Annotated in this window: 23 protein-coding genes; 13 read left to right on the top strand and 10 right to left on the bottom strand. The window is 65.3% G+C overall.

What is annotated here, in order from left to right:
- Positions 1 to 66: 66 nt before the first annotated feature.
- Positions 67 to 1,188 carry a hypothetical protein gene (locus tag FEJ81_RS09215; protein ID WP_138245012.1) on the bottom strand — a complete coding sequence of 374 codons (1,122 nt, stop codon included), beginning with the start codon at positions 1,186 to 1,188 and terminating at the stop codon, positions 67 to 69.
- A 43-nt stretch (positions 1,189 to 1,231) separates the two neighbouring features.
- Positions 1,232 to 1,963: a GNAT family N-acetyltransferase gene (locus tag FEJ81_RS09210; protein ID WP_138245011.1), complete on the bottom strand. Its 732-nt coding sequence runs from the start codon at positions 1,961 to 1,963 to the stop codon at positions 1,232 to 1,234.
- Positions 1,964 to 2,201: 238 nt separating this feature from the next.
- Between FEJ81_RS09210 and FEJ81_RS09205 the strand changes: the two genes are divergently transcribed.
- On the top strand, positions 2,202 to 2,651 hold the full coding sequence (locus FEJ81_RS09205; protein ID WP_138245010.1) for a hypothetical protein: 450 nt from the start codon (positions 2,202 to 2,204) through the stop codon (positions 2,649 to 2,651).
- Between the two features lie 71 nt (positions 2,652 to 2,722).
- Here FEJ81_RS09205 and FEJ81_RS09200 read toward each other — a convergent pair whose 3' ends face one another.
- The 3 genes from FEJ81_RS09200 to FEJ81_RS09190 all read right to left on the bottom strand — a co-directional run bounded on the left by FEJ81_RS09200 (position 2,723) and on the right by FEJ81_RS09190 (position 5,859).
- Complete coding sequence (locus FEJ81_RS09200; RefSeq protein WP_138245009.1) at positions 2,723 to 3,292, bottom strand: DUF7344 domain-containing protein; 570 nt, start codon at positions 3,290 to 3,292, stop codon at positions 2,723 to 2,725.
- A gap of 448 nt (positions 3,293 to 3,740) precedes the next feature.
- Positions 3,741 to 4,439 (bottom strand): helix-turn-helix domain-containing protein, encoded by a 699-nt coding sequence (locus FEJ81_RS09195; RefSeq protein ID WP_138245008.1) that lies wholly within the window; start codon positions 4,437 to 4,439, stop codon positions 3,741 to 3,743.
- Positions 4,440 to 4,938: 499 nt separating this feature from the next.
- A complete protein-coding gene (locus FEJ81_RS09190) occupies positions 4,939 to 5,859 on the bottom strand; it encodes an HhH-GPD family protein (RefSeq protein ID WP_138245007.1) in 921 nt (306 codons plus the stop codon).
- A 161-nt stretch (positions 5,860 to 6,020) separates the two neighbouring features.
- Here FEJ81_RS09190 and FEJ81_RS09185 point away from each other — a divergent pair, with 161 nt between their 5' ends.
- From FEJ81_RS09185 to FEJ81_RS09175, 3 genes are all read left to right on the top strand, one after another.
- Positions 6,021 to 6,290: a hypothetical protein gene (locus tag FEJ81_RS09185; RefSeq protein WP_138245006.1), complete on the top strand. Its 270-nt coding sequence runs from the start codon at positions 6,021 to 6,023 to the stop codon at positions 6,288 to 6,290.
- Positions 6,291 to 6,366: 76 nt separating this feature from the next.
- Positions 6,367 to 6,690 (top strand): hypothetical protein, encoded by a 324-nt coding sequence (locus FEJ81_RS09180; RefSeq protein ID WP_138245005.1) that lies wholly within the window; start codon positions 6,367 to 6,369, stop codon positions 6,688 to 6,690.
- Between the two features lie 123 nt (positions 6,691 to 6,813).
- On the top strand, positions 6,814 to 7,161 hold the full coding sequence (locus tag FEJ81_RS09175) for a hypothetical protein (RefSeq protein WP_138245004.1): 348 nt from the start codon (positions 6,814 to 6,816) through the stop codon (positions 7,159 to 7,161).
- Positions 7,162 to 7,620: 459 nt separating this feature from the next.
- Here FEJ81_RS09175 and FEJ81_RS09170 read toward each other — a convergent pair whose 3' ends face one another.
- The gene (locus FEJ81_RS09170; RefSeq protein WP_138245003.1) at positions 7,621 to 9,525 is read right to left on the bottom strand and encodes a DHH family phosphoesterase; all 1,905 of its coding nucleotides are present in this window, start codon (positions 9,523 to 9,525) and stop codon (positions 7,621 to 7,623) included.
- 151 nt (positions 9,526 to 9,676) lie between these two features.
- Here FEJ81_RS09170 and FEJ81_RS09165 point away from each other — a divergent pair, with 151 nt between their 5' ends.
- The 3 genes from FEJ81_RS09165 to FEJ81_RS09155 all read left to right on the top strand — a co-directional run bounded on the left by FEJ81_RS09165 (position 9,677) and on the right by FEJ81_RS09155 (position 11,191).
- On the top strand, positions 9,677 to 10,084 hold the full coding sequence (locus FEJ81_RS09165) for an FAS1-like dehydratase domain-containing protein (protein ID WP_138245002.1): 408 nt from the start codon (positions 9,677 to 9,679) through the stop codon (positions 10,082 to 10,084).
- 71 nt (positions 10,085 to 10,155) lie between these two features.
- On the top strand, positions 10,156 to 10,650 hold the full coding sequence (locus FEJ81_RS09160) for a Mov34/MPN/PAD-1 family protein (protein WP_138245001.1): 495 nt from the start codon (positions 10,156 to 10,158) through the stop codon (positions 10,648 to 10,650).
- A 103-nt stretch (positions 10,651 to 10,753) separates the two neighbouring features.
- Positions 10,754 to 11,191 (top strand): FAD synthase family protein, encoded by a 438-nt coding sequence (locus FEJ81_RS09155; RefSeq protein WP_138245000.1) that lies wholly within the window; start codon positions 10,754 to 10,756, stop codon positions 11,189 to 11,191.
- A 116-nt stretch (positions 11,192 to 11,307) separates the two neighbouring features.
- Here the strand turns inward: FEJ81_RS09155 and FEJ81_RS23150 are convergent, their stop codons facing one another.
- The 4 genes from FEJ81_RS23150 to FEJ81_RS09145 all read right to left on the bottom strand — a co-directional run bounded on the left by FEJ81_RS23150 (position 11,308) and on the right by FEJ81_RS09145 (position 14,362).
- Positions 11,308 to 11,463, bottom strand: coding sequence for a hypothetical protein (locus FEJ81_RS23150; protein ID WP_175416388.1), 156 nt, complete (start codon positions 11,461 to 11,463; stop codon positions 11,308 to 11,310).
- A 126-nt stretch (positions 11,464 to 11,589) separates the two neighbouring features.
- A complete protein-coding gene (gene ilvD / locus FEJ81_RS09150) occupies positions 11,590 to 13,317 on the bottom strand; it encodes a dihydroxy-acid dehydratase (RefSeq protein ID WP_138244999.1) in 1,728 nt (575 codons plus the stop codon).
- Positions 13,318 to 13,431: 114 nt separating this feature from the next.
- Positions 13,432 to 13,593, bottom strand: a complete 162-nt coding sequence (locus tag FEJ81_RS23145) for a hypothetical protein (protein ID WP_175416387.1) — start codon at positions 13,591 to 13,593, stop codon at positions 13,432 to 13,434.
- 61 nt (positions 13,594 to 13,654) lie between these two features.
- Positions 13,655 to 14,362, bottom strand: a complete 708-nt coding sequence (locus FEJ81_RS09145; protein WP_138244998.1) for a glycosyltransferase family 2 protein — start codon at positions 14,360 to 14,362, stop codon at positions 13,655 to 13,657.
- A gap of 153 nt (positions 14,363 to 14,515) precedes the next feature.
- On the opposite strand from FEJ81_RS09145, the gene FEJ81_RS09140 reads away from it, so the two are divergent.
- The 6 genes from FEJ81_RS09140 (at position 14,516) to FEJ81_RS09115 (ending at position 20,628) form a co-directional block, all read left to right on the top strand.
- The gene (locus FEJ81_RS09140) at positions 14,516 to 15,493 is read left to right on the top strand and encodes a beta-ribofuranosylaminobenzene 5'-phosphate synthase family protein (RefSeq protein ID WP_138244997.1); all 978 of its coding nucleotides are present in this window, start codon (positions 14,516 to 14,518) and stop codon (positions 15,491 to 15,493) included.
- A gap of 59 nt (positions 15,494 to 15,552) precedes the next feature.
- Positions 15,553 to 15,882 (top strand): transcription factor S, encoded by a 330-nt coding sequence (locus FEJ81_RS09135; protein WP_138244996.1) that lies wholly within the window; start codon positions 15,553 to 15,555, stop codon positions 15,880 to 15,882.
- A gap of 262 nt (positions 15,883 to 16,144) precedes the next feature.
- A complete protein-coding gene (locus FEJ81_RS09130) occupies positions 16,145 to 16,873 on the top strand; it encodes a plastocyanin/azurin family copper-binding protein (RefSeq protein WP_138244995.1) in 729 nt (242 codons plus the stop codon).
- Positions 16,874 to 16,992: 119 nt separating this feature from the next.
- Positions 16,993 to 17,724: a GNAT family N-acetyltransferase gene (locus tag FEJ81_RS09125; RefSeq protein ID WP_138244994.1), complete on the top strand. Its 732-nt coding sequence runs from the start codon at positions 16,993 to 16,995 to the stop codon at positions 17,722 to 17,724.
- Between the two features lie 102 nt (positions 17,725 to 17,826).
- Positions 17,827 to 19,173 (top strand): DNA polymerase Y family protein, encoded by a 1,347-nt coding sequence (locus FEJ81_RS09120; protein WP_138244993.1) that lies wholly within the window; start codon positions 17,827 to 17,829, stop codon positions 19,171 to 19,173.
- Positions 19,174 to 19,308: 135 nt separating this feature from the next.
- The gene (locus tag FEJ81_RS09115; protein ID WP_138244992.1) at positions 19,309 to 20,628 is read left to right on the top strand and encodes a J domain-containing protein; all 1,320 of its coding nucleotides are present in this window, start codon (positions 19,309 to 19,311) and stop codon (positions 20,626 to 20,628) included.
- Positions 20,629 to 21,163 lie beyond the last annotated feature (535 nt).

The following is a 21,163-nucleotide window of genomic DNA, read 5'->3' as shown; positions in this document are numbered from 1 at the left end:
GTCTTTCGATTCGACCGACCTCGCCGACCGCACGACCCGCTCGAGCGGCCGGCAGTCCCCCGAGCGCTATCTCGTCCCCGGTTCGAACGACTCGAGCAGCGCCGCCGCTTCGCGGACGCCCTCTTCGAAGACGGCGTGGTCGGACGCCGAGACGCGATCGGTGTGTGGGTCCCAGTCGACGGCTCGAATCTCCGCTAACTCGGGCAGCGTCGCGTGTCGCAGTCCGATTGCGACGGCGTCGGCCGAGTCGTCCACGTGATACGAGACGGCGCGAGCGAGGGCGTCGACCGATCGGTCCGCGCCGTCCCACTCGTGGTACAAGACCGCGAGGGCGATGCGGGCGCGCTCGCGCCGGAGGACGTCGAGGACCGTCTCGGCCGTCGACGGAACGGCCGCGACGGTGTCGACACCGGGATCCCGCGCCGGTGTCGGCGACTCGAGCGGGTCGTGTGAGCCGACGGGATCGGCCGAGACATCGCGGGCGGACGCCTCGAACGCGTTGGGGAGAGTACCGTCGACCCCGCTCCCTTCGGACGGTTCCACGGGTTGCGCGGGAGCGCCGGTCCGGCCGAGCGGATCGACGTCGGTCCAGAGCGGGGTCGTCGTCTCAGGTATCGCCGGCACGTCGCGTTGCGACTCGAGCGCGGTCGACGGGAGCGCAGTGGTCGTCGCCGATTCGCTCGACGCCGTGGTCGTCGCCCTCGAGTCGGACGGCTCAGTCGGTGCCGGCAGCGCGACACCGGCCGCTCTCGGCGGTCCGCTCGAGCCGATCGACTCGTCGGGCAGCTCCCGGACGGCGCTCACGAAGCCGGTCGCACCGCCGACGCCGGCCAGCGTCGTCGTCAGCCCCAGCGGGTCACGGACCGCACTGCTCTCGAGGGTGACATATCCCGTCAGCCAGAGCGCGAGCGCGCAAGCGAGGACGATCCCGGCCGACACCTGTGTCACGGCCCGCCAGCGATCGGCCGACGAGACGTTTCGATCGGCCAGCCAGTAGCCGCCGGTGGCCAGCCCGGTCGGGACGAGCAACGAGACGAACAGTTCGAACGCGACGATCGGCCGGGCGGCGGGCGTGCCGAGCGTCTGGACGATGCCGGCGATCGAGAGAACGAGTCCCATCCCGACGATGGCCGCGGTCGATTCCCCCCATCCCTCGGGCTCGAACCCGACGGGGGTCACGTAGCGCATACCCGTCCGTTTCAGGGACGGTTACATAAATCGAACTGTCAACTCAGAGTTCGACAGCCATCATCACCTCGTCGACGTAGTGACCGTTGAGCTTGTAGTGATCTTCCCGGATCGCCTCGGTCTCCCAGTCGTGTTCCTCGAGGAAGGCGATCGCCTCCTCGTTGGTCGAGGGCACGCTCTGGTAGACCTTCTCGTAGCGGTTCGAGCCGGCCCACTCGAGGCCCCGCGAGAGGAGGTGCGAGCCGATGCCGTGGCCGCGGTAGTCTTCGAGGACGCCGACGGTGAGTTCGGCGGTGTGGCTCAACTTCTCTAACTCCGGGGCGTGGAGGTGGACCCAGCCGATGACCTCGTCCTCGACCGTGGCGACGAAGAACATCCGCGACTGGAGTTCGTTGTGCCGGAGCAAGGCGTTCTCGTGGTCGATCTCGTCGGCAACGCTCTCGGCCTCGATGTACGTCTTCTCCTCTGCGACCTGCCGGATCGCGCCGACGATTCCCGCCAGATCCTCCTGTCGTGCCGGTCGGATGTGGAACTCGAGGTCCTCGGCGACGTACTCCTCCTCGGCCCCCGCGTCGATCGTGACCCGTAGTTTGCCGTCGGCTTCCTCGAGTCGACCGTCACGTTTGAGGATCGCGATGTGGTGGCGGAATCCGCTCGGATCGAGATCGAGTCGCTCCCGGGTTTCCTCGGGGTCGACCGCACCGTGGCGCTCGACGTACTCGTAGATCCCTTTGCGGTCCGCGTGACCGAACTCGAGCGTCTCAGTCGATTCCATGGTATAAGATACCACCCAACAATACTTAGTCCTTGGCCGGTCCAATGCCTCGTCGCAACTGGCCCGTCTTCCCCGTCGTCCCGGTGCGACGCTCCGGAATCTCCCGGTGAGACGTTCGGAATTCACCCTTAAGGCGACAACTGGTACAGGCGGAGGGCCTTCCGCAGGTAGTTCTTCGGCTGAGTACGCGAGGTGAACGCCGCCCGATCGATGTCGGCAGTGGGCATCTCGCGTCGCAATGATCGGATCGAACGTGGTGGTTGCTGGCTGCGCGCTCGCCGTCGCGGTAGCGGTCGGACTGGTGGCCCACGAGTGGATGCACGCGGCGGTCCTTCGACTGGCACGCGTCGAGTACTCCGTCTCCTATTTCCCCGGCCGTCCCGACGGGATCATCGCGCTCCTGACGACCCGTCCGTGGGCCGCCGTCTACCCCCGTCCGACCGGCGGCGAACCGCCCTGGACGCTCCGCCTCGCGGCGCTCGCGCCGTTCCTCCTCGCGATTCCCGTCTTCGGGCTCGCCGCCGCCGGCTACGTGACGACCGACACGCCGGTCGTCGCCGCGGCGGCCATCGGCTGGCTCGCCTGTGCGCTCCCGAGCCCGCAGGACTTCTCGGTCGCCTTTCACGCCCATCGGCTCCTCGAGCGGTCCGCCGAGCCGAACGCGGCAGCCCCTTCCCGCGCCGACTGACGGTCGTCGTTTGGCTGCCGCTCGGACGAGACCCTGATTCGACGAGTGAGGACTGCGGACCGAGAACCGACCTACCGGCAGTATGCGTCGGTCGACCACGCGTGTGCGCCCGTGACGACCGCAAACGAGCCGAGAACGATCCCCGCGCCGACGAGCCCGGGGATCGGAACGAGCCCCGCCGCGATCGCGCCGACCAAGAGCGTACAGAGAGCGACTGTCCCGACGTACCGCCGGAGCCACAGCTCGGACGAACCGGTTCCCCGAGACGGCTCGAGATACGAATCGAGCTGTGCCGTCAGCGGCGTCGCCTCGACCCAGCCGCGGTCCTTGTCGTAGTCGACGATCCCGTGGTTGTCGAGTTTCGGCAGATGGGACTGGTACAGCGAGATATAGACGCGCTGGCGTTCGCTGGAATTGAGCTGTTCGACGGTCGTCTCTTGCTCCCACGCGGCGACCTGCTCGGCGAGTTCGCGCAACCGGACCGGGCCGTCTGCCGCGCGGAGATAGCGGAGCACGTCTCGACGGCGCTTCGTCTGGAGGAGGTGGTAGATATCGTCCAGCGAGAGGTCCGACGGGGCGTCGCCTGTATCGGACGCTCGAGGCGACACGTCGACGCTGTCCGTCCGGCTGCGTCCGATCACTTCAACTCTCGCCTGACTGTATTCCCGACCAACAGATAAAACTAGGCACTGGTTCGGCTGAGATTCGACCGATCGCAAAAAGCCGATTTCGGGCCGTGAGACGGCCCGTCGGTGGTCCGATTGGGACGCGGCCACACAGCCACGAATGACCGCGAATCGGTATCTGAGCACGGGTGATCCACCGGCGCTCGCAGCGACGTAGAGTGCGTCGGGCGGTCGGCACCACGCCGACATCATATTATTGGACTGTCCAGTAATAAAGCTATCTGTTGGCTCAAATAGCTCCAATCACGAGTGATATTGTGGACATAGGAATTAAAATTGGCCAGTCATTAGATGGACGACCACTATGGTATTGGTGTAGGGGTGGGGGAGCGGTAGAGCGATAGTGCGGAGCACCGGTGAATTCCATCAGGCGCGTGACTCGAGCCGACGAGCGGCGGTCGGCTCAGGGATCGATCTCCATCGGCGCGGTCCGATCGGACAGTTCCGCGCTGACGAGGGCGGCGTGGCTCCGCCGGAGCCGTTCCGAGAGCGCCTGATGTGAGACGTCTAACTCCGCGGCCAACTCCTTGAGCGTCACCCCTCTCGGAACGTCGAAATAGCCGAGTTCGTGGGCCTTGTGAATCGTCTCGTACTGCGTCTCGGTCAGGGGCGTCCGTGCGCTCTCGAGGTCGTCCACTCCGCTGATTCGGGTGACATCGGCCCGGAACTCGTACTGCTCGAGGAGTTCGTGACACGCCGAGACCGAGTCCCGATCGTGAAAGAGCAGTTTCACCGCCCACTGGCCCTCGTGGCCCCTGGCCGTCAGGATCGCCCCGTCGTTTTCGGTGACGATCTCCTCGAACAGTTTCACGCCGTCTCCGAACTCGAGGCGGAACAGCCAGCGGTCGCTCCGGCTGATGTCGGTCCCGTTGTCCGCCGAAGACTCCCCGCTGTCGTCGGCTACGCTCGCGATCACGTCGACCGACGGATCCGCCTCGAGTGCCCGGTAAACGGTGTCACGGTCCGAGCCGCTCGTCCAGACGAGCGGTGGCGAGCCACCGATCATTCCGCCGACCTGAAACTCGAACGTCGGCGCTCGATCGAACGTGCGAGCGAATCCGAGTCGGTCGGCCGGAATCCCGAGTTCGACGACTGTGGTCATCACCGAAGTCCACCACAGAGACGTATAGACGGATTTGGTTTCCGGTAGCCTTTCCCGCCACCCAATTCCGACGACTATCACTTTCAGCCGACAGTTCACTGGGGTAATCTATCGGTCTGCGTGTGTCGTATCGTCGGTATCGTCCGTCGCTCGAGCCGTGACGGTTGCATCCGCATTCGCGGTGGAGTGTCTCGGATTCGTCTCCAGTACGGGAGTGGATGTCCGAATCGAGCCAACCTCCTGTCGAACGGAACCGTTCTCAACCTGTGAAACTCCCGATCAGATACAAGTAGCATCGCAACCTTTTTTTTTCGACCGGTCACCGGCGGAAACTGACCGACAGGGAATGCACGACGACCGCCGACCGGTGCGTTCGCCGGTGCAGTCGGCGACGGCTGCACCCCCGGCGGCGGACCGACTCGCTCGTCGCTGTGCGAGCTGATTTTCCGACTCGAGAGAACGCGGCAGAGAGAATCGACCCCGTCGCTGAACCGCTCCGTTAGCGCTGGAGCCGTGCGACTGGCTCCGCTCCATCGTCGTCGAATTCGACCAGCCCGTCCGACTCGAGGTCCGTGAGGAGGTCCGTGAGCCACTCGCGGCCGTACTCGCCGTCGGGGGCGTAGTCGACACGGATGCGGTGGCCCAGAGTGTCCAACTCGAGTTCGTCGTACTCCCGGAGGGTGCCGATCACGCGGCCGCGGAACTGCCGGCGGCTCCCTTCGAAACTCGGTTGGGTCGGCACGTCGGGGGCGGTGAAATCGCCGCTGGCGTAGGCGCCACACCATTCGCGCCACGGACAGCCGACCTCGTCGCAACGGGGCGTCTGCTCACAGGCGACCCCGCCCAGTTCCATGATCGCGTTGTTCCAGACCCGCGAGCGGCCCGCTGGCATGAGGTCGCTCGCGGCGTCCTCGAAGGCCGCGTCGTCGTCCGGCACGTCGAAGGCGCGGTAGAGGACCCGTTTGACGTTCGTGTCGACGACCGCGTCGCCGTTGTTGAACGCGAAGCTCGCCACCGCGTTGGCGGTGTACGGACCGACGCCCATCAGCTCCTGTAGTTCCGCCGGCGTCTCGGGGAACTCGCCGCCGTACTCGTCTTCGACCTGGCCCGCCGCCTCGTGGAGGTACTTCGCCCGGTTGTTGTATCCCAGACTGTGGTCGGTCCAGAACCCGACGACATCAGCGCGGTCGGCGTCGGCCAGTTCAGCGGTGGTCGGCCACCGCTCGAGGAACCCCTCCCAGGCCTCGACGACGCGGCCGAGTTGGGTCTGCTGGCTCATGACCTCGCTGACGAGGATTTCGTAGGGGTCGTCCGTACGTCGCCACGGGAACTCGCGGTGGTCGTCCTCGTACCACTCGATCAGCGCCTCGCGCACCGCCCCGTGGTCGTCGGGTAACTGCGCCCCGTCCCCTGCTGTCATCGGCGAAGGTTACGCCGTCGGCTGTAAGTCAGTGTCGCAATTCGGCGGCCCGCGTCCGGGACTGTCACGCCGCCCGCCATTCGGGAGCGCGAGATCCGTCGGCGATGCTCGAGACGAGCCGAATCACAGTATTTTTCGCGCCAAAAGGATAGGTATTCCACATGAGTTCGTACTCGCTCGGATCGGTGCTGATCCTCCTCGGGTTCGCGATACTCGTCGGTCCGTTCATCGTCCTGTTCTTCCTGACGATCGGACCCGCCGGGTGGGTGCTCCTCGGCGGATCGCTGATCGTCGTCGGGGCCCTCGTCTCTCTGTGGGAGAACGCCCGTTCGGACGGGTCCGATCGCCGAACGTGGACGAACTGCGACAACTGTGGGAGATGCATCTACGACGGCTCTCACGCTTGCACGCATTGCGGTACTGACCGCTGACCGACGCCCGGTGCGCGACGCCGCGGCTCGAGGCGACCACGAAAGGTCTATCCGACCGGCTCGAGTCCCCTCCCGTATGAGCCTCGACGATCTCAACGATGACGTGACGGCGTCGTACACCGACATCGGCGACGAGTTGTCGCTGTCGCTCGACCGCGAGACGCGCAACGAACTCGCCCTGCTCGAGTCCGCCCTCGAGCCCGAGGAGACGGACGAACTCGTCCGCCGGGCGATCCACATGCTCTTTCAATCGACCGTCGACACCGGTAAACTCGACTTCCAGTTGCGGTCGGCCTACGACGTGACCTACGACGAGTACCTCTCGGGGATGACCTTCGAGGAGATGACCGGCGCGGATCAGTATCCGTCAATGGACGACGAGCGCCGCTACCAGTTCTAACAGTCGTTGGTCCTACGATTTCTTTATTCGGAATTGGGCGCGAAGCTGATATGCTCGATCCGATAAGTGCATCTGCGAACTGAACACCAGAAGTGTTATTGACCCAATTGGGACATCTGATGTATGGGAGACAAAATCTCATTTGATGGTCTAACACTTGCTGGCGTTGCGAATGACGAAGATGGTGAAGTGGGAGCAGATACAGTTTTCCACTTTGAGCAGACCGGTGAACGAATCTATGCAAACTACTCTGGTGGCGATATTGCAGATGGTCACTTGGTTGGCACGTTTGATGGGGAGCAGTGGGACATCAGATACACCCAAATAAATACAGATAACGAAACCGCGACTGGCCACTCTGTTGGTGATGTCGAACTCCTTGACGATGGGCGTGTGAGAGTTGAAGATGAGTGGGAGTGGGAATCAAAACCCGGTACTGGTGAATCAATTCATGAAGAAATTGATGAGTAGATAGTCGTCACAAATCACATCGTGACTGGTCACTATTTGTCCTGTACTTATCGCGAGTTTCACGAGTTTATAGACAGAAACCGTACTACTATCTACTGCTACCGCTCGCGACCGTCGGCGACTCGCCGGCGAACAGAAATTCTCAACGATAGTTCGGTCGTGATATGCCGACGCATTCTAGCACTATGCAGTCTCGAATCGCCATAATAGGCGAACTTATCAGTGCTCAGTTCCTCGAGTCACATATGGCAATCAGTCAACATTCACTCGAATCCGAATATCATTGTCCCGAATGTTCGGGCTCGCTCTCGGCCCGATACGAGTCACTCGCCTGTGACGACTGCGGCTACACGCCGCGTCACGGCGCTGACTGAGCCGACTCGTCGGCTCCTCGAGACAGATGTCCAGTACTGCTAGAAAACGAATTTTTCGCCGATCCAACCCTTGTCGAGTCGCGTTTTAGTCGTCGATCGGGGCCGCACTCGAGAGCGCTTCGTCGATGTCGGCCTCGGCCATCTTCTCGACGAGGGCGTCGATCACTTCCTCGCGCTTGCCGGTGACGAACTTGATCGAGCCGACGACGAGGTGCCCGCCGCCGGAGACGCCGCCGCCCGCGATTTCGGCCTCGAGTTCGGAGACCATGTTCGGGATGTCCAGTCGGACGCCGTCACTGCGGAGCACGGCGAAGTCCGGACCGTAGCCGACCGTGATGACCGGGTCGCCGGTCTCCTCGATCTTGCGATCGTGGATCTCGCCGGTGGTCTTCCCCGGCGCGGGGTAGGTAAACCGGTGGGCGTAGTTCTCGACGTCGATCCGGTAGAGGTGAGCGCCGTTCTCGAGGGTCTCGTGTTCGAGGTGGGGCATCGCGGCCTCGAGTTGCTCGTCGACTTCCTCGCGTCCGCGGTCGGCGAAGAAGTCCACGAGTTCGCGGTGGCGCTGTTCGTCGTCGCTGTCGACCTGCAGCAGGTCCTGAATCAGCTGGTCGCCGGAGTTGTAGCGCAGCCAGAAGGCGGCGTAGTCCAGCGCCTCGCTGACGTCTTGCAGCCGGTCCTCGTCGTAGCCCTCCTCGGCGGCGAGCTCGATGTAGTCGTCCATCGCGTCGGCCTTCGAGCGGTCCGAGAGGCCGGCGACGGCGGGGACGTGGCGGAGTTCCTCGCCCAGATCTGGGTAGATCATCCGCGCGAGCTCGACACAGAGCATCCCGGTCGTGATCCGGTAGTCCTCGTCGTGGAGGTAGGGATTGACGTGGGCGTCGAGCAGGTCCTCGACCGCGTCCGGGTCGGGGTGGTGGTGGTCGACCGTAACGATCGGGATGTCGTAGTGGGCCAGCGTCTCGTAGGCCGGGACGTCCTCGGCCGTCGAGCCGTTGTCGAGCATCAGCAGGAGTGGGAGCTGCTGGCCGTGTTTCTCGCGGTCCTCGAGCGCGAAATTGAGGTCCCGCGTAGCGTCTTCCATCTCGTAGAACGGCGCTTTCGCGGGCAGCCGTTTGATGAGGTGGCGCGGCGCGTCCTCGTCCTCGTGGACGTCGGCGATAAAGCGCTGGAGCGCGATCTGGACGGGGACGGCGGCACACATCCCGTCGCCGTCGGCGTGGTGGCGCACGCGGATCGGCCGCCCCTCGAGGACCGTCCGGCGGAGCAGTCGGGCGACTTCCTCCAAGTCCGGGCGGAGTTTCTCGAAGGCCGGCCAGTCGATCAGCGGTTCGACGTCGTGGGATTCGGCGCGGGCGTCGAGCGCGTCCTCGAGTCGCTCGCGGGCCTCGGCGGCGTCCTCGCCCTCGAGTTTCGAGAGGCCGTCGACCTCAATTTGGACCGACCCCTCGCGGTGTTCCGGCATGCCGGTGACCCGGACGACGTCGCCGACTTCGATGGTGGGATAGGCGCGGACGCCGGCCTCCTCGAAGGCGGCACAGGGCACGACGCCCTGTTCGTCGGAGACGTGGAAGATCGTCGGGCCGCCGGTCTGTTTGACCTGCGTGACCGTCCCCTCGAGGTGGATCTGTTCGCCGATGGCGCCCTCGAGTCGGTCGGTCCCGGTCAGCGAGTAGTCGTGGCCGACCGCTTCGACCTCGTAGTCGTCGATGTCGACCGGCTCGAAGGCCATGTCGCCGTTCTCGCGAACGCTTTCGAGTTCGACGACGAGTTCGTCGCCGACGGCGAAGGTGCCCTCGAGGACGGATTCGTGGACGAGTCCGGAGACGGAGTCGGAGAGATCGACGAAGACGCCGTAGTCGACGATACCGTTGATCTCGGCGAGATAGTAGCGGCCTTGCTCGACATCGTCGGCGGTACAATCGGAAGCGAGATCGTAGACGACGGAATCCCCGTCGTCTGCGCCGGGGTCCCCGGCGGAGTCACGCGTCATCTTGGTTCGCTGTTTGAGGTGGTCGCGTATAACCCTTGTCAAGAAGCGATGGGGACTCGAGCGGCCGAGTTCTCATCGAAGCGGTCGCCGGTCTCGAGTGACAACAGCGTGAGCAGTAGCTACAAAAGGAATCGTCGGGACCAGTTATAGCATGGACGTTTCACACCCGCCCGAGGAGGGCGACGAGTACACCGTCGAACGGACCTTCGATCACGAGAATGTCCGCGAGTTCGGCGAGCTATCGGGCGACCAGCAGCCGATCCACACCGAGCCGGACGAGGCGGGCCGACTGACCGTACAGGGGCTGCTCACCGCGACGCTGCCGACGAAGATCGGCGGCGATCTGAACTACATCGCCCGCGGGATGGAGTTCGAGTTCGTGCAACCGGTCCACACCGGCGAGCGGATCACCTGCACCTGTCGCCTCGAGTCGGTCACCGAGTGCGACGAGTACTACGACATCCAGAGCACCGCGGTCTGTACGAACGAAGACGGCGAGGACGTGCTGCGAGCCGACATCGACGGCATCATTCCGAAAGACGCCGTTTCGGACGAGTGAGGCAGTGATCGTCTCCCGAGCCGAACCGGTGCATCGGAACGTTTAGCAACCGCAAGGCCGCAGGTGGGGATATGGGGCTGTTCGACGCGCTGTTTCGCTCGAGCGAGATTCTCGGCATCGCCGAGGAAACCCTCGAGTTCGCGCTCGAGTCCTCGGAGGCGACCCACCCGAACGAGTACATGGGGTTCCTCCGTGGGACCGAGGCCGAACGCCTGGATCTGGACCGGGAGGGGCTGGTCATCACGGATATTCTCGTGGTGCCCGGCACCGAGTCCAACAGCGTCAGCGCGACCGTCAAGACGAATCAGATTCCGAACGACGTGAAGGCGCTGGGGAGCATCCACTCCCATCCCAACGGGGTGATCAAGCCCAGTAACGCGGATCTGGACACGTTCGGTCGCGGGAGCGTCCACGTCATCATCGGGGCACCCTACCGCCAGACGGACTGGAAGGCGTTCGATTCACAGGGGAAACCGACCCAGCTGAACGTGATCGACGTCGACCTGCCCGAGACCGAGGAGTTCTTCGATTTCACGCAGGCGGATATCGACGAGGAACTGCGATGACGCGACGTTCGCCTCTCGAGACGATGCTATCAGTGACTACCACACGACCGACGACGGGATCGCCACGGAAACCGCACGCCGCCGGATCGACGGCGAGGCAGCCATGAGCCGGACAGTCATCGCGCAGGGAACCTTCGACATCCTCCACCCCGGCCACGTCCACTACCTCGAGGAGGCCGCCGCGATGGGCGACGAGCTCCACGTCATCGTCGCGCGGACGACCAACGTCGACCACAAGGCGGCCCCGATCTGTCCGGCGAGCCAGCGCCGGGACGTCGTCGGCGCGCTCGAGGCCGTCGACGAGGCCCGACTCGGCCACGAGGAGGACATCTTCGTTCCGATCGAGGCGATCGATCCGGACGTGATCGCGCTGGGCCACGACCAGCACCACGACGACGACGCTATCGCGGCCGAACTCGAGGCCCGCGGGATCGACTGCGAGGTCCGCCGGGCGAGCGCTCGGGAGGCGGGCGACGACGCCGACGAACAACTGCTCTCGACGCGGCTGATCATCGATCGGATCCTCGAGCGTCGCGGGTGAGGCAGTGAGGGAGTAGAATCGTCTCGCGGGCCGTTCGCGGACGATGGCTCCGTCGAGAAATCGTAATCGGGGCCGATACCGGCCCAATTGATGGCTCGATCGACGACTCGATTCGATCAGTTCTCGAGGACGACCGGCGGCGGCAGCCGGAGCGAATCGACCGTGTGCCCCGTCTCGACGAAGTGCTCGATCGCTTTCTCGGACACCTCCTTTTCCGTGTAGCCGTCGGCAGTGCTGATCTGCCAGTCACACTCGAGGCAGTATTTACACATTCGTCTGTCTATCCGGTAGTCGGTCACATAGGCGGGAAAGACTCGTGCAGGAAATCGAAGGCGGCGGGATCGCGAAACCGTTACCCGCGAGCGGGTGAATCGGGACGGCCGGACGGGAGCCGGCGACTACTCGTCTTTGACGCCGGGGTTCGTCACTGCGCCGTTGGCCGCCGAGCCGAACGCGCGGCCGAACTTCGCCAGCACGCCGCTCTCGTAGTTGGGGTCGGGCTGCTCCCACTCCTCCCGGCGGGCCTCGAGTTCCTCCTCGCTCAGGTCGACCGCGAGGGTCCGGTCCTCGATGTCGATGGTGATCACGTCGCCGTCCTCGATGAGGCCGATGGGGCCGCCGGCGAACGCCTCGGGAGCGACGTGGCCGATCGAGAACCCGCGAGTCGCGCCGGAGAAGCGGCCGTCCGTGATGAGCGCCACGTCTTCGGCGTGGCCCTGTCCGGCGACCGCGCTCGTGACGCCGAGCATCTCGCGCATGCCGGGGCCGCCCTGTGGCCCCTCGTTGCGGATGACGATCACGTCGCCGCTCTCGACGCGTCCCTCCTGGACGTACGCCATGGCGTTTTCCTCGTTCTCGAAGACCCGGACGGGGCCCTCGTGGTGGAGGTCGTTGTCGCCGGTGACCTTGAGGACGGAGCCGCCGGGCGCGAGGTTGCCCGTCAGGATGCGGATCGCGCCCTGCTCGTCTTTCGGCTCGTCGACGGTGTAGAGGAAGTCCGCGTCGAGGTCCTCGATCGCCGGCGGGTCGAGCGCCTCGAGTTCCTCGCCGATCGTGTCGCCCGTGACCGTCAGCGCGTCGCCGTGGAGCAGGTCGGCCTCGTAGAGGGCGTTGAGGACGACCGGGACGCCGCCGACCTCGTGGAGGTCGTGCATGACTCGGGAGCCGCCGGGCTGGAGGTTCGCGATCTTCGGGGTGCGCCGGCTGATCTCGTCGAACTCCTCGATGGAGAGGTCGACGCCGGCCTCGGCGGCCATCGCCAGCAGGTGGAGGACGGCGTTGGTCGAGCCGCCGACGGCGACCTGTAGCGCGATTGCGTTCTCGAACGATTCCTTGCTGAGGAAGTCGGAGGGCTTGCGCTGCTCCTCGACGACCTCGACGGCGAGTTCGCCGGCCTCGCGGGCGACGTCGTAGCGCGATTCGGCCTCGGCGGGCGGGCTGGCGCTGCCCAGCGGCGCGAAGCCGAGCGCCTCGGAGATCGAGGCCATCGTGTTTGCGGTGAACATCCCGCCACAGGAGCCCGCACCGGGACAGGCGTTGCGCTCCATCTCATCGAGTTCCTCGCTTTCCATCTCGCCGTCGGCGACGGCACCGACGCCCTCGAAGAGGTTCTGGACCGTGACCTCCCGACCCTCGTGCTCGCCGGGCATGATCGAGCCGCCGTAGAGGAAGACGCTGGGCAGATCCGTTCGGATCGAGGCCATCATCATGCCGGGCATGTTCTTGTCGCAGCCGCCGATGGTGACCAGCCCGTCCATGCGCTCGCCGAACGAGACCAGTTCGACGGAGTCGGCGATGAGTTCCCGGGAGATCAGCGAGGCCTTCATCCCCTCGGTTCCCATCGAGATGGCGTCGGAGATGGTGATCGTCCCGAACTCGATGGGCATGCCGCCGGAGTCGTCGATTCCCTCGAGGGCGGCATCGGCGACGTCGTCGAGGTGGACGTTACACGGTGTGATGTCCGCTGCTGGGTTCGGCACGCCGATCATCGGCGAGCCGAAGTCCTCGTCGTCGAACCCCATCGCACGGAACATCGCGCGGTGGGGGGCCTTGTCCGGACCTTCCGTCACCTCGCGGCTCCGCAACTGCTCGTCTTTTCCGTAGTCGAACTCGTCGTCGCTGCTCATGGTCGGACCTTGCGTCGAAGGGGCATAAGTCACCCTTTCTCGGCCAATCGTTCGTGGGGTTTTGATTCCGGCGAACAAGTTCGGCCGAGAGCGGGGGGTTGTCGTTCGCGGCGGTCAGGTCCGGAGCCAGAGCCGCGGATGCGCCTCGCGGAGGTGGTCCTGATACCGCTCGACCAGCGCGGCATAAGAGCTCTCGACCGCGTACCAGTCACACCGGTCACAGCCCCGTTCGACCGCACCATCCGGCCCGTGATCGAGGTCGTCGGTTCGGTTCATCGTCTCCGTCTCCAGAGTACCCCAATATCTGTCTTCTGGCCCGAATCGGCTCGAGTTGCCGTCAAAAGTAGTCTCGAGTCGGCGACGATCCGGGCAGTGCGTACTCGAGGTAGCCGACGAGATAGGTCCAGAAGAGCCGCGCGTAGCCGACCCGGTTCTGCCGTCGGGTCGACGTTTCGACGGGACAGGTGTGATCATAGACGACCGGTCCCTCGCGGGCAAGCCGCAGGGAGAGGTCGGTGTCCTCGAGAAACTGTAAGTCGTCGTCGAACCCGCCGATCGCCTCGAACGCCGTCCGGCGGACGCTGCAGTTACAGCCCGGTTGCTGGACGAATCCGACCGGCCAGCACGCGCGATACCACCAGTCCGAGAGGACCCGAAAGAGCGCACGGTGACGGAGTCCGCCCTCGAGCGGCCGGAGCGGGCCGCCGACGCCGACGACCTCAGGAGTCGCGTAGTGGCGGTAGTGACGGCGCACCCAGCAGGGCGGAACGATCGTATCGGCGTCGGTGAACAACACCACCTCGCCGCCGGCGACCGCCGCACCCAGATTTCTGGCCGGCCCGGGACCCGCCCGGCGGTCGTCGACCACCACGCGGTCGACCGCCGGATGTGCTCGAGCGACGCGCTCCGTGGTCGCATCGCTCGCGACGACGATCACCTCGAGTCGCCCGTCGAAGAGTTGGGCCGCGAGCGAGTCCAACGTTCGCTCGAGGCGGGAGCCCTCCTCGCGAGCGGGGACGACGACCGAGGCGTCGGCTGCCGGCATCGTCGGGGACTGTCGGGGCGAGCAATATAACCGCTGTGTCTATCGACCGCGCTGGGGTTGCGCCGGGAAATCGGTACAGTACCCCGTCTCAGTCGTTGCCACCGTCGAAACCCCCTTCCCGAGGGGGTTCGTAGCCGGGCACGATCACGATTCATGACGACCGCGACCGTCAGCGCGGGCGCGCGCCTCCACGTCGGCTTCCAGAACCTCTCGCTCGCTCGCGAGCGGCTCTACGGCGGCATCGGCGTCGGACTCGCGGAGCCGCGAGTGACCGTTACGGCCGAGCCCGCCGCCGCCGTCGAGGCCGCCGATCCCCTAGTCCGGGCGTACGCGAACCGCGCCGTCGACATCCTCGAGGTTCCCGGCGTCGCGCTCGCGCTCGAGGAGTCCCTGCCGCGCCACGTCGGGCTTGGCAGCGGGACCCAACTCGCTCTCGCCGTGCTCACGGCGACGGCACGAGCCCACGGCCTCGAGCCGCGAGTTCGCGAGCGCGCGCCGGCGATGGGCAGGGGCGGTCGCAGCGGCGTCGGCGTCGCGACCTTCGAGGGCGGCGGCTTCGCCGTCGACGCCGGCCATCCGACGAACCGGTTTACCACCGAGCCGCCGGCTGAGGGCGATTGGACGGTGCCGCCGGTCGTCGCCCGCCACGACCTGCCCCCGGAGTGGCGGTTCCTCGTCGTCGTCCCCGACGCCGAACCCGGCCGTAGCGGCGACAACGAGGACGCGAGCATGCGCTCGGTCGTCGAACGCGCCGATCCCGCCGTCGCCGACGAACTCGCCGGCGTCGTCACCCGGAAACTGCTGCCGGCCGCCGCCGCGGGCCGCCTCGAACCCTTCGGCGAGGCGATCGCCGAAATCGGCCGCAAGAACGGGGCGTGGTACGCCGATGCACAAGGCGGCGTCTTCCGGCCGCCCGCGGGCGAACTCGTCGAAACGCTCGAGGACTGTCCGGTCCTCTCCGGCGTCGGCCAGTCGTCGTGGGGCCCGGTCGTCTACGGTGTGACCGACACCGCCCACGCCGACGAGGCCGAGGCCGCGGCCGCCGCCGCGCTCGCGGACCGCGGGCTCGACGGACGGGTTATCCTCGCGGAGCCGGCCGAGACCGGGGCTCGAGTCCGAACGACGGACTGACAACGCTCGAGTCGATCGAAGTGGAGCGTTTTTGCGTGCCGAGCCCGTAGCGGCCCGATATGCAATTCTGCGACGACTGCGGCTCGATGATGAAAGCCGAGGGCGACCGCATGGTCTGTACGAACGACGACTGCGGGGCCTCGAACGAGCGGGACCGCGAACAGGAGGACGCGTTCGTCACGACGGAGTCACAGACCGACGGCGACGTGATCGAGTCCAGTGAGGAGGCCAACTTCGAGGGCAAGCCGAAGGCCACGGACGTCATCTGCGACGAGTGTGGTGCGGAGGAGGCGTGGTACACGCTCAAGCAGACCGCCTCGGCCGACGAGCCGCCGACGCGCTTTTTCAAGTGTACCGACTGTGGAAACCGCTGGCGGGAGTACAACTGAGTCCGGTCTCGCTTCGATACCGTCGCGTGATCGTTCTCGGTGATTACTCTCGAGATGTCGGCTCGCTGAGACGTCCGCTCAGAGGTTCAGTTTCGTCCCGTAATTCTCCGTTTCCGACGCCGGAAACCGCTCTCGAGGGGTGCTGTGATCACTCTCCTGAGTGGTGGTAATATAACTGTACAAATGACACTCAACCATCAAGAGTAGATTGGTCGTGCAATGATCTCACACATATACTCTCGACGGACGATAGATGGCGGTCATGGACCGGAGACAGGTTCTGAAAGCGGCCGGCGTAACGTCGACGATTCCCCTCGCGACCGGACTGGGCGCAGCAAGCGGTGACAATGGAAACCACAGCGAGCGGGAGCAGCAAGCGTGTTCACAGGCGGACTGCATTCATCCGGTGCTCGGCTACTCGGGCCTCGAGGGCGACGAGCAACTGCCGGGATCACTCCGGCCCGATCACGCGGTCGAGTTGGAAACACGGCCGACGGAGGGACGACCGGTTCCGGAGTTCTTCTTCGAGCCGACCGGACTCTTCGTCGAGCCCGGCGACGTGGTCCAGTTCCAGCTCGCGACGCCCGACCACACCGTCACCGCATACCACCCTCAGCACGGCCGGCAGCGCCGTGTCCCGGAGGGCGTCCCGCCGTTTTCGTCGCCGGTGTTGGGGATGGATACGTTCTGGCTGTACCGGTTCGACGAACCCGGCGTCTACGACGTGCTGTGTTCGCCCCACGAGATCTTCGGCATGGTAATGCGCATCGTCGTCGGGGAGCCGACGGCCGATTTCGGCCCGGAAGGGGCCGTCGAGACCGAGGACGGTGAGGTCGAACTCCGCCCGCCGGAACTCACCGCCGAACTGGTGTACGCCGATCCGACTATGGATCCGGCGACCATCGCGGAACGCGGTTCAGTCAGTTGGGACGACCTCGCGGCCGAGAGCAAACAGCTCCTCGTCGAGTTCCCCGAGCCACCGGCGGAGTGAGAGCGGTCGGGCGGCTACTCCATCTCTGTCCGACATCTGTTCCGATCCAGGCTCGGTGAATGATGTGCTATACGATATCGATGAACAAGGACTAAGCGGACGGCCCGCATATCGGGAGTATGGACGCGATTGAACGGCCGACGTTTGCGTCCGACGCCAGCAGACGCATCTACGAGTACGTCGAACGCCACGGAACCGTCGAGCGCCACAAGGTATTGGACATCCTCTCCCTGCCCGCCGAGGAGTTCCGAACCCGGCTCGAGGGGCTGAAATCGGACGGCTATCTCGAGGAAGAGGGCGGCACGCTCCGGATCGCACTCGAGTTCGGCGCCGTCGAGAAACACGAGTTAGACGAGTTCACCGTCACCGTTCGCCCCGCTCGGCAGGCTGACTTCGACGGCCTCGTCGACACTATCCGGGACGTCACGGCCAAGGAGACCTACGTCGTCGCCGAGACGATCGCCGAGCAACTGCTGTACGAAGACGCCGTCACCAGACACAACCCGGTGCAGTCCCGGACGTTCTTCGTCGCGACCGTCGACGGCGAGGTCGTCGGCTGGACGCACCTCGATTGCGAGCAGACCGATCCGGTTCGGGAAGTCGCCCGGCAGACCGTCGGCGTCCGCGAGGCCCATCGGGGATGCGGGATCGGTAGCAAACTCCTGCAACGCGGCCTCGAATGGGCCGAAGCGAACGGCTACCGCAAACTCTACAATAGCGTGCCGGTCGTCAACGACACCGCGCTCGAGTTCCTGACCGTACACGGCTGGGATACCGAGGCGATCCGCCGGGACCACTACACGATCGACGGCGAGTACGTCGACGAAGTGATGATGGCGCGCGAACTGTAGCACCGTTGCTGGACGGCGGCGGTTCGCCTATCGGACCGCCGACCGCGACCGCACCGCGGGCGCAACGTTCACGTCGGTCCGGACGAATCGACCGGTAGACGAATGTCCGACGGGCCGCGGCTGCCGGGCGTCGAGCGCGAGGCCGACGAGGACCGGATCGTCTGCCACGTCGACGCCGACTGCTTCTACGCCTCCTGCGAGCGGTTGCGCGAGCCCGAACTCCGCGAGGAACCCCTCGTCGTCGGTATGGGCTACGAGGAGGGGGAGACGATCGGTGCCGTCGCCACCGCCAGCTACGAGGCCCGCGAGTTCGGCGTCGAGAGCGCACAGGCGATCTCGACGGCTCTCGAGCGGCTCCCCAGACGCGCGGCGTTCGAAAACGGGACGCTCGACGATTCCGACCTCGAGCGCGACGAAACGGGCTACTACCGGCCCGTCGACATGGACTATTACGAGTCCGTCGCGGCCGACGTTCGCGAGATTCTCCACGACTGCGCCGGCGTCGTCCGCGAGGTCAGTATCGACGAGGCCTACCTCGACGTGACCGAGCGGACCGCGTGGGAGGTCGCGGACGGCTTCGCCCGCCACATCAGGGACCGCATCCGCCGGGAGGTCGGCGTCACCGTCAGTGTCGGCGTCGCCCCCACGATGAGCGCGGCCAAGATCGCCAGCGACTTCGACAAACCCGACGGACTCACCGTCGTCGAGCCCGGCGACATCCGGGACTTTCTCGCGCCGCTCGAGGTCGACCTGCTCCACGGCGTCGGCCCCGTTACCGCTCGAGAGCTTCGAGAGATGGGGCTCGAGACGGCGGGCGACGTGGCCGCGACCGACCCGGAGCCGCTGGTCGAGCGGTTCGGCGAGCGCGGCCGGGAGCTGTACGACCGCGCGCGCGGCGAGGACGACCGCCGGGTCGAGCCGAAGGGCGATCCCAAAAGCTTCTCGCGGGAGTCGGCTTTCGCCGAGCCCGTCGAAGACCCCGACCCGAAGTACGAGCTGATCGAGACGCTCGCGGCGGCCGTCGCGGATCGCGCCCGGCGCGAGGGCGCGCTGTACCGGACCATCGGCGTCAAAGCCGTCACGCCGCCGTACGACGTCAACACCCGCGAGAAGTCGCTTCCCGGCCCGATCGACGACCCCGACCTCGTCGACCGTATCGCTCGCGACCTGTTCGCCGAGTTCGAGCGCGAGCCGGTCCGCAAGCTCGGCGTCCGGGTCGCCAATCTCGAGTTCGCGACCGCCGACCAGACCAGCCTCGAGGGCTGGGAGTCCGCCGCCGGATCCGACCCCGAAACCGAACTCGAGGTTGAGGCCGAGGCCGAGACCGAGGTTGAACGGGAGTCCGCGGACGAGTCCGAGCCCGAACCGGACGCCGATCCCGATCCTGATCCGGACCCGGCGTGTGGCGATCGCTTGGTCGGCCAAACGTCTCTCGCGGATTTCTCGTAAGCGGCGGTTCGCGGGCCGGCTCGGCCGAAACAGCCACTGTCCTCGAGCAAACAGTATACCGAACCGGAAAGAACACCGAAATTATAACCCCGTCCCGATAACTATCGTCACAGAACACATCGCCCCTATGCTCATATGACAGAGGATTTTTACGACCTTCTCGAGATCCCGCCCGACGCCTCCCAAGACGAGATCAAGGACGCCTATCGCGATCAGGTCCGCGTCTACCACCCCGATCTGAACGACGACGACCGCGCGCAGGCCCAGTTCACCGCGGTCAAAACGGCCTACGACATCCTCGGTGACCCGGTCGAACGGCAGGCCTACGACCGACTCGGCCACGAGGATTACGTCGCGAAGCGAACCAGCGGCCTCCCCTCCCCCGACGTCTGGAAGAGCGACGACGGAGACGAGGATGACTCGAGCGGCACGGAACTGAGCTATTCGGAATCGGAGACGGCGTCCGCCGAAGCGTCGACCGCGTCGTCGGCTGGCGCCGCAGCGTCCAGTTCGTCGACCGGCGGTCGGTCGTCGTCGACCGCCGGCTCGAGCGGGGCGACGTCGACGGCCGGAACGGCGTCGGCCTCGGCTAGCACCGCCAGCGGTGCCTCGAGTACAGCAAGTACCGGAACTGGATCCGGAACGGGGACGGGGTCCGCCGGCAGTAACGGGTCGGGAACCAGTAACCGAACCGGTGGGTCGGGCGGCGGGTCCGCTCGCGGAACCGCCCGATCCGGCGGGACCGCGACCGGTTCCGGGTCCGGAACCGCTGATACCGCCGGTAACCACCTCACCCGCTGGTGGCGGCGACAGAACTTCTCGTTGCCGCTGATCTGGCTCTCCGTCCTCGTCTACGCCGCCGGCCTCGGCCACTTCGGCCTCGAGAATCAGGACGGTCTCGGCTCGCTCTGGACCGACCTCCGGTCGACCGGTGCCGACCCGGCCGGGCTCTGGACGCTGCTCTCGGAGAGCCGCCACGGGCTCGAGACGACGCTCGCGTTCGTTCAGGGCGTCGAATTCGTCGCGCCGCCGCTCGAGGCGACGCTGTGGTACGGCGCGCTGGCGGGTGTCGTCGCGCTCGCGCTGGTGAGCCTGCTCGTCGTTCGTGCGGTCACCAGAGAGAACACGTGGGGGCGGCTGACGATCAACGAGACGATCGTCGTCGCGCTCGCGCTGGGGGCGACGACGACGTTGGTCGGCGGTCCCCTGCTCGCGGGTGCGGTGCTCATGCCGTTGCTGTTCGGCGTGATCGTCCGCCGGACCAGACGCGGCCCGGGCTGGAAGCCGTCCTACGGCTACGTCCTCCCGGTCCTCGCGCCGCTCGCCGGATTCGGCGTCGCCGCGGCCGGCGCCGCGTCGCTCCCGATCGATCTCGCCGCGTTCGTGATCCTCCCGCTCGCGGGCGCGCTGGGACTGCCGCTGCGGGCGACCATCAGAAAGCACTTCGACCGGTAACGCTCTGCGACAGACCGAACAGTCGGCGGTCGGACGCTGACCTTTCTACGTTTTCTTCCGGAGAATGTCTTCAATTGTCAACTACGACCGAGTCTGCACTCCGTTAGCGGTGGCGTCTATACCTACTTCCTATAGATACTATATCTGGTACTATCTTGCATTTACCAGATAAAGAATACTTATCTAAACGACTATTCTACGAGTTATATGATTTCTAGGCGTATCTTGGCGTGACTTATCCCGCACTTATCTGGTGTAGGAGGCTCGTAACCGCAGCCCGCCATTCATTCCGAGTTGTCCAAAAGATCTGGACGAATAATATTGTTCAGGAAAATATTTTCGGGTTATAAGAAACTATTAGCTATTATAGCGGGAATTTTACTTTCTTATTGTATATCCTAAGCTACCAGTCGTGTCATACATTTAGTATATGGGTGCCGGCTGTGTATCTATTTTACTCTTTCCGACACATATCTAAATATGATAGGACGTGTTGAGACAACGATCGGACCGGGGACGCAGCTGACTCCACGGG

Origin of the sequence: Natrinema versiforme, assembly GCF_005576615.1 — an archaeon.
GTDB classification, from domain to species: Archaea; Halobacteriota; Halobacteria; order Halobacteriales; family Natrialbaceae; genus Natrinema; species Natrinema versiforme_A.
Note: the sequence above shows the minus strand (reverse complement) of the source record. Positions and strands in the feature narration are given on the sequence as shown.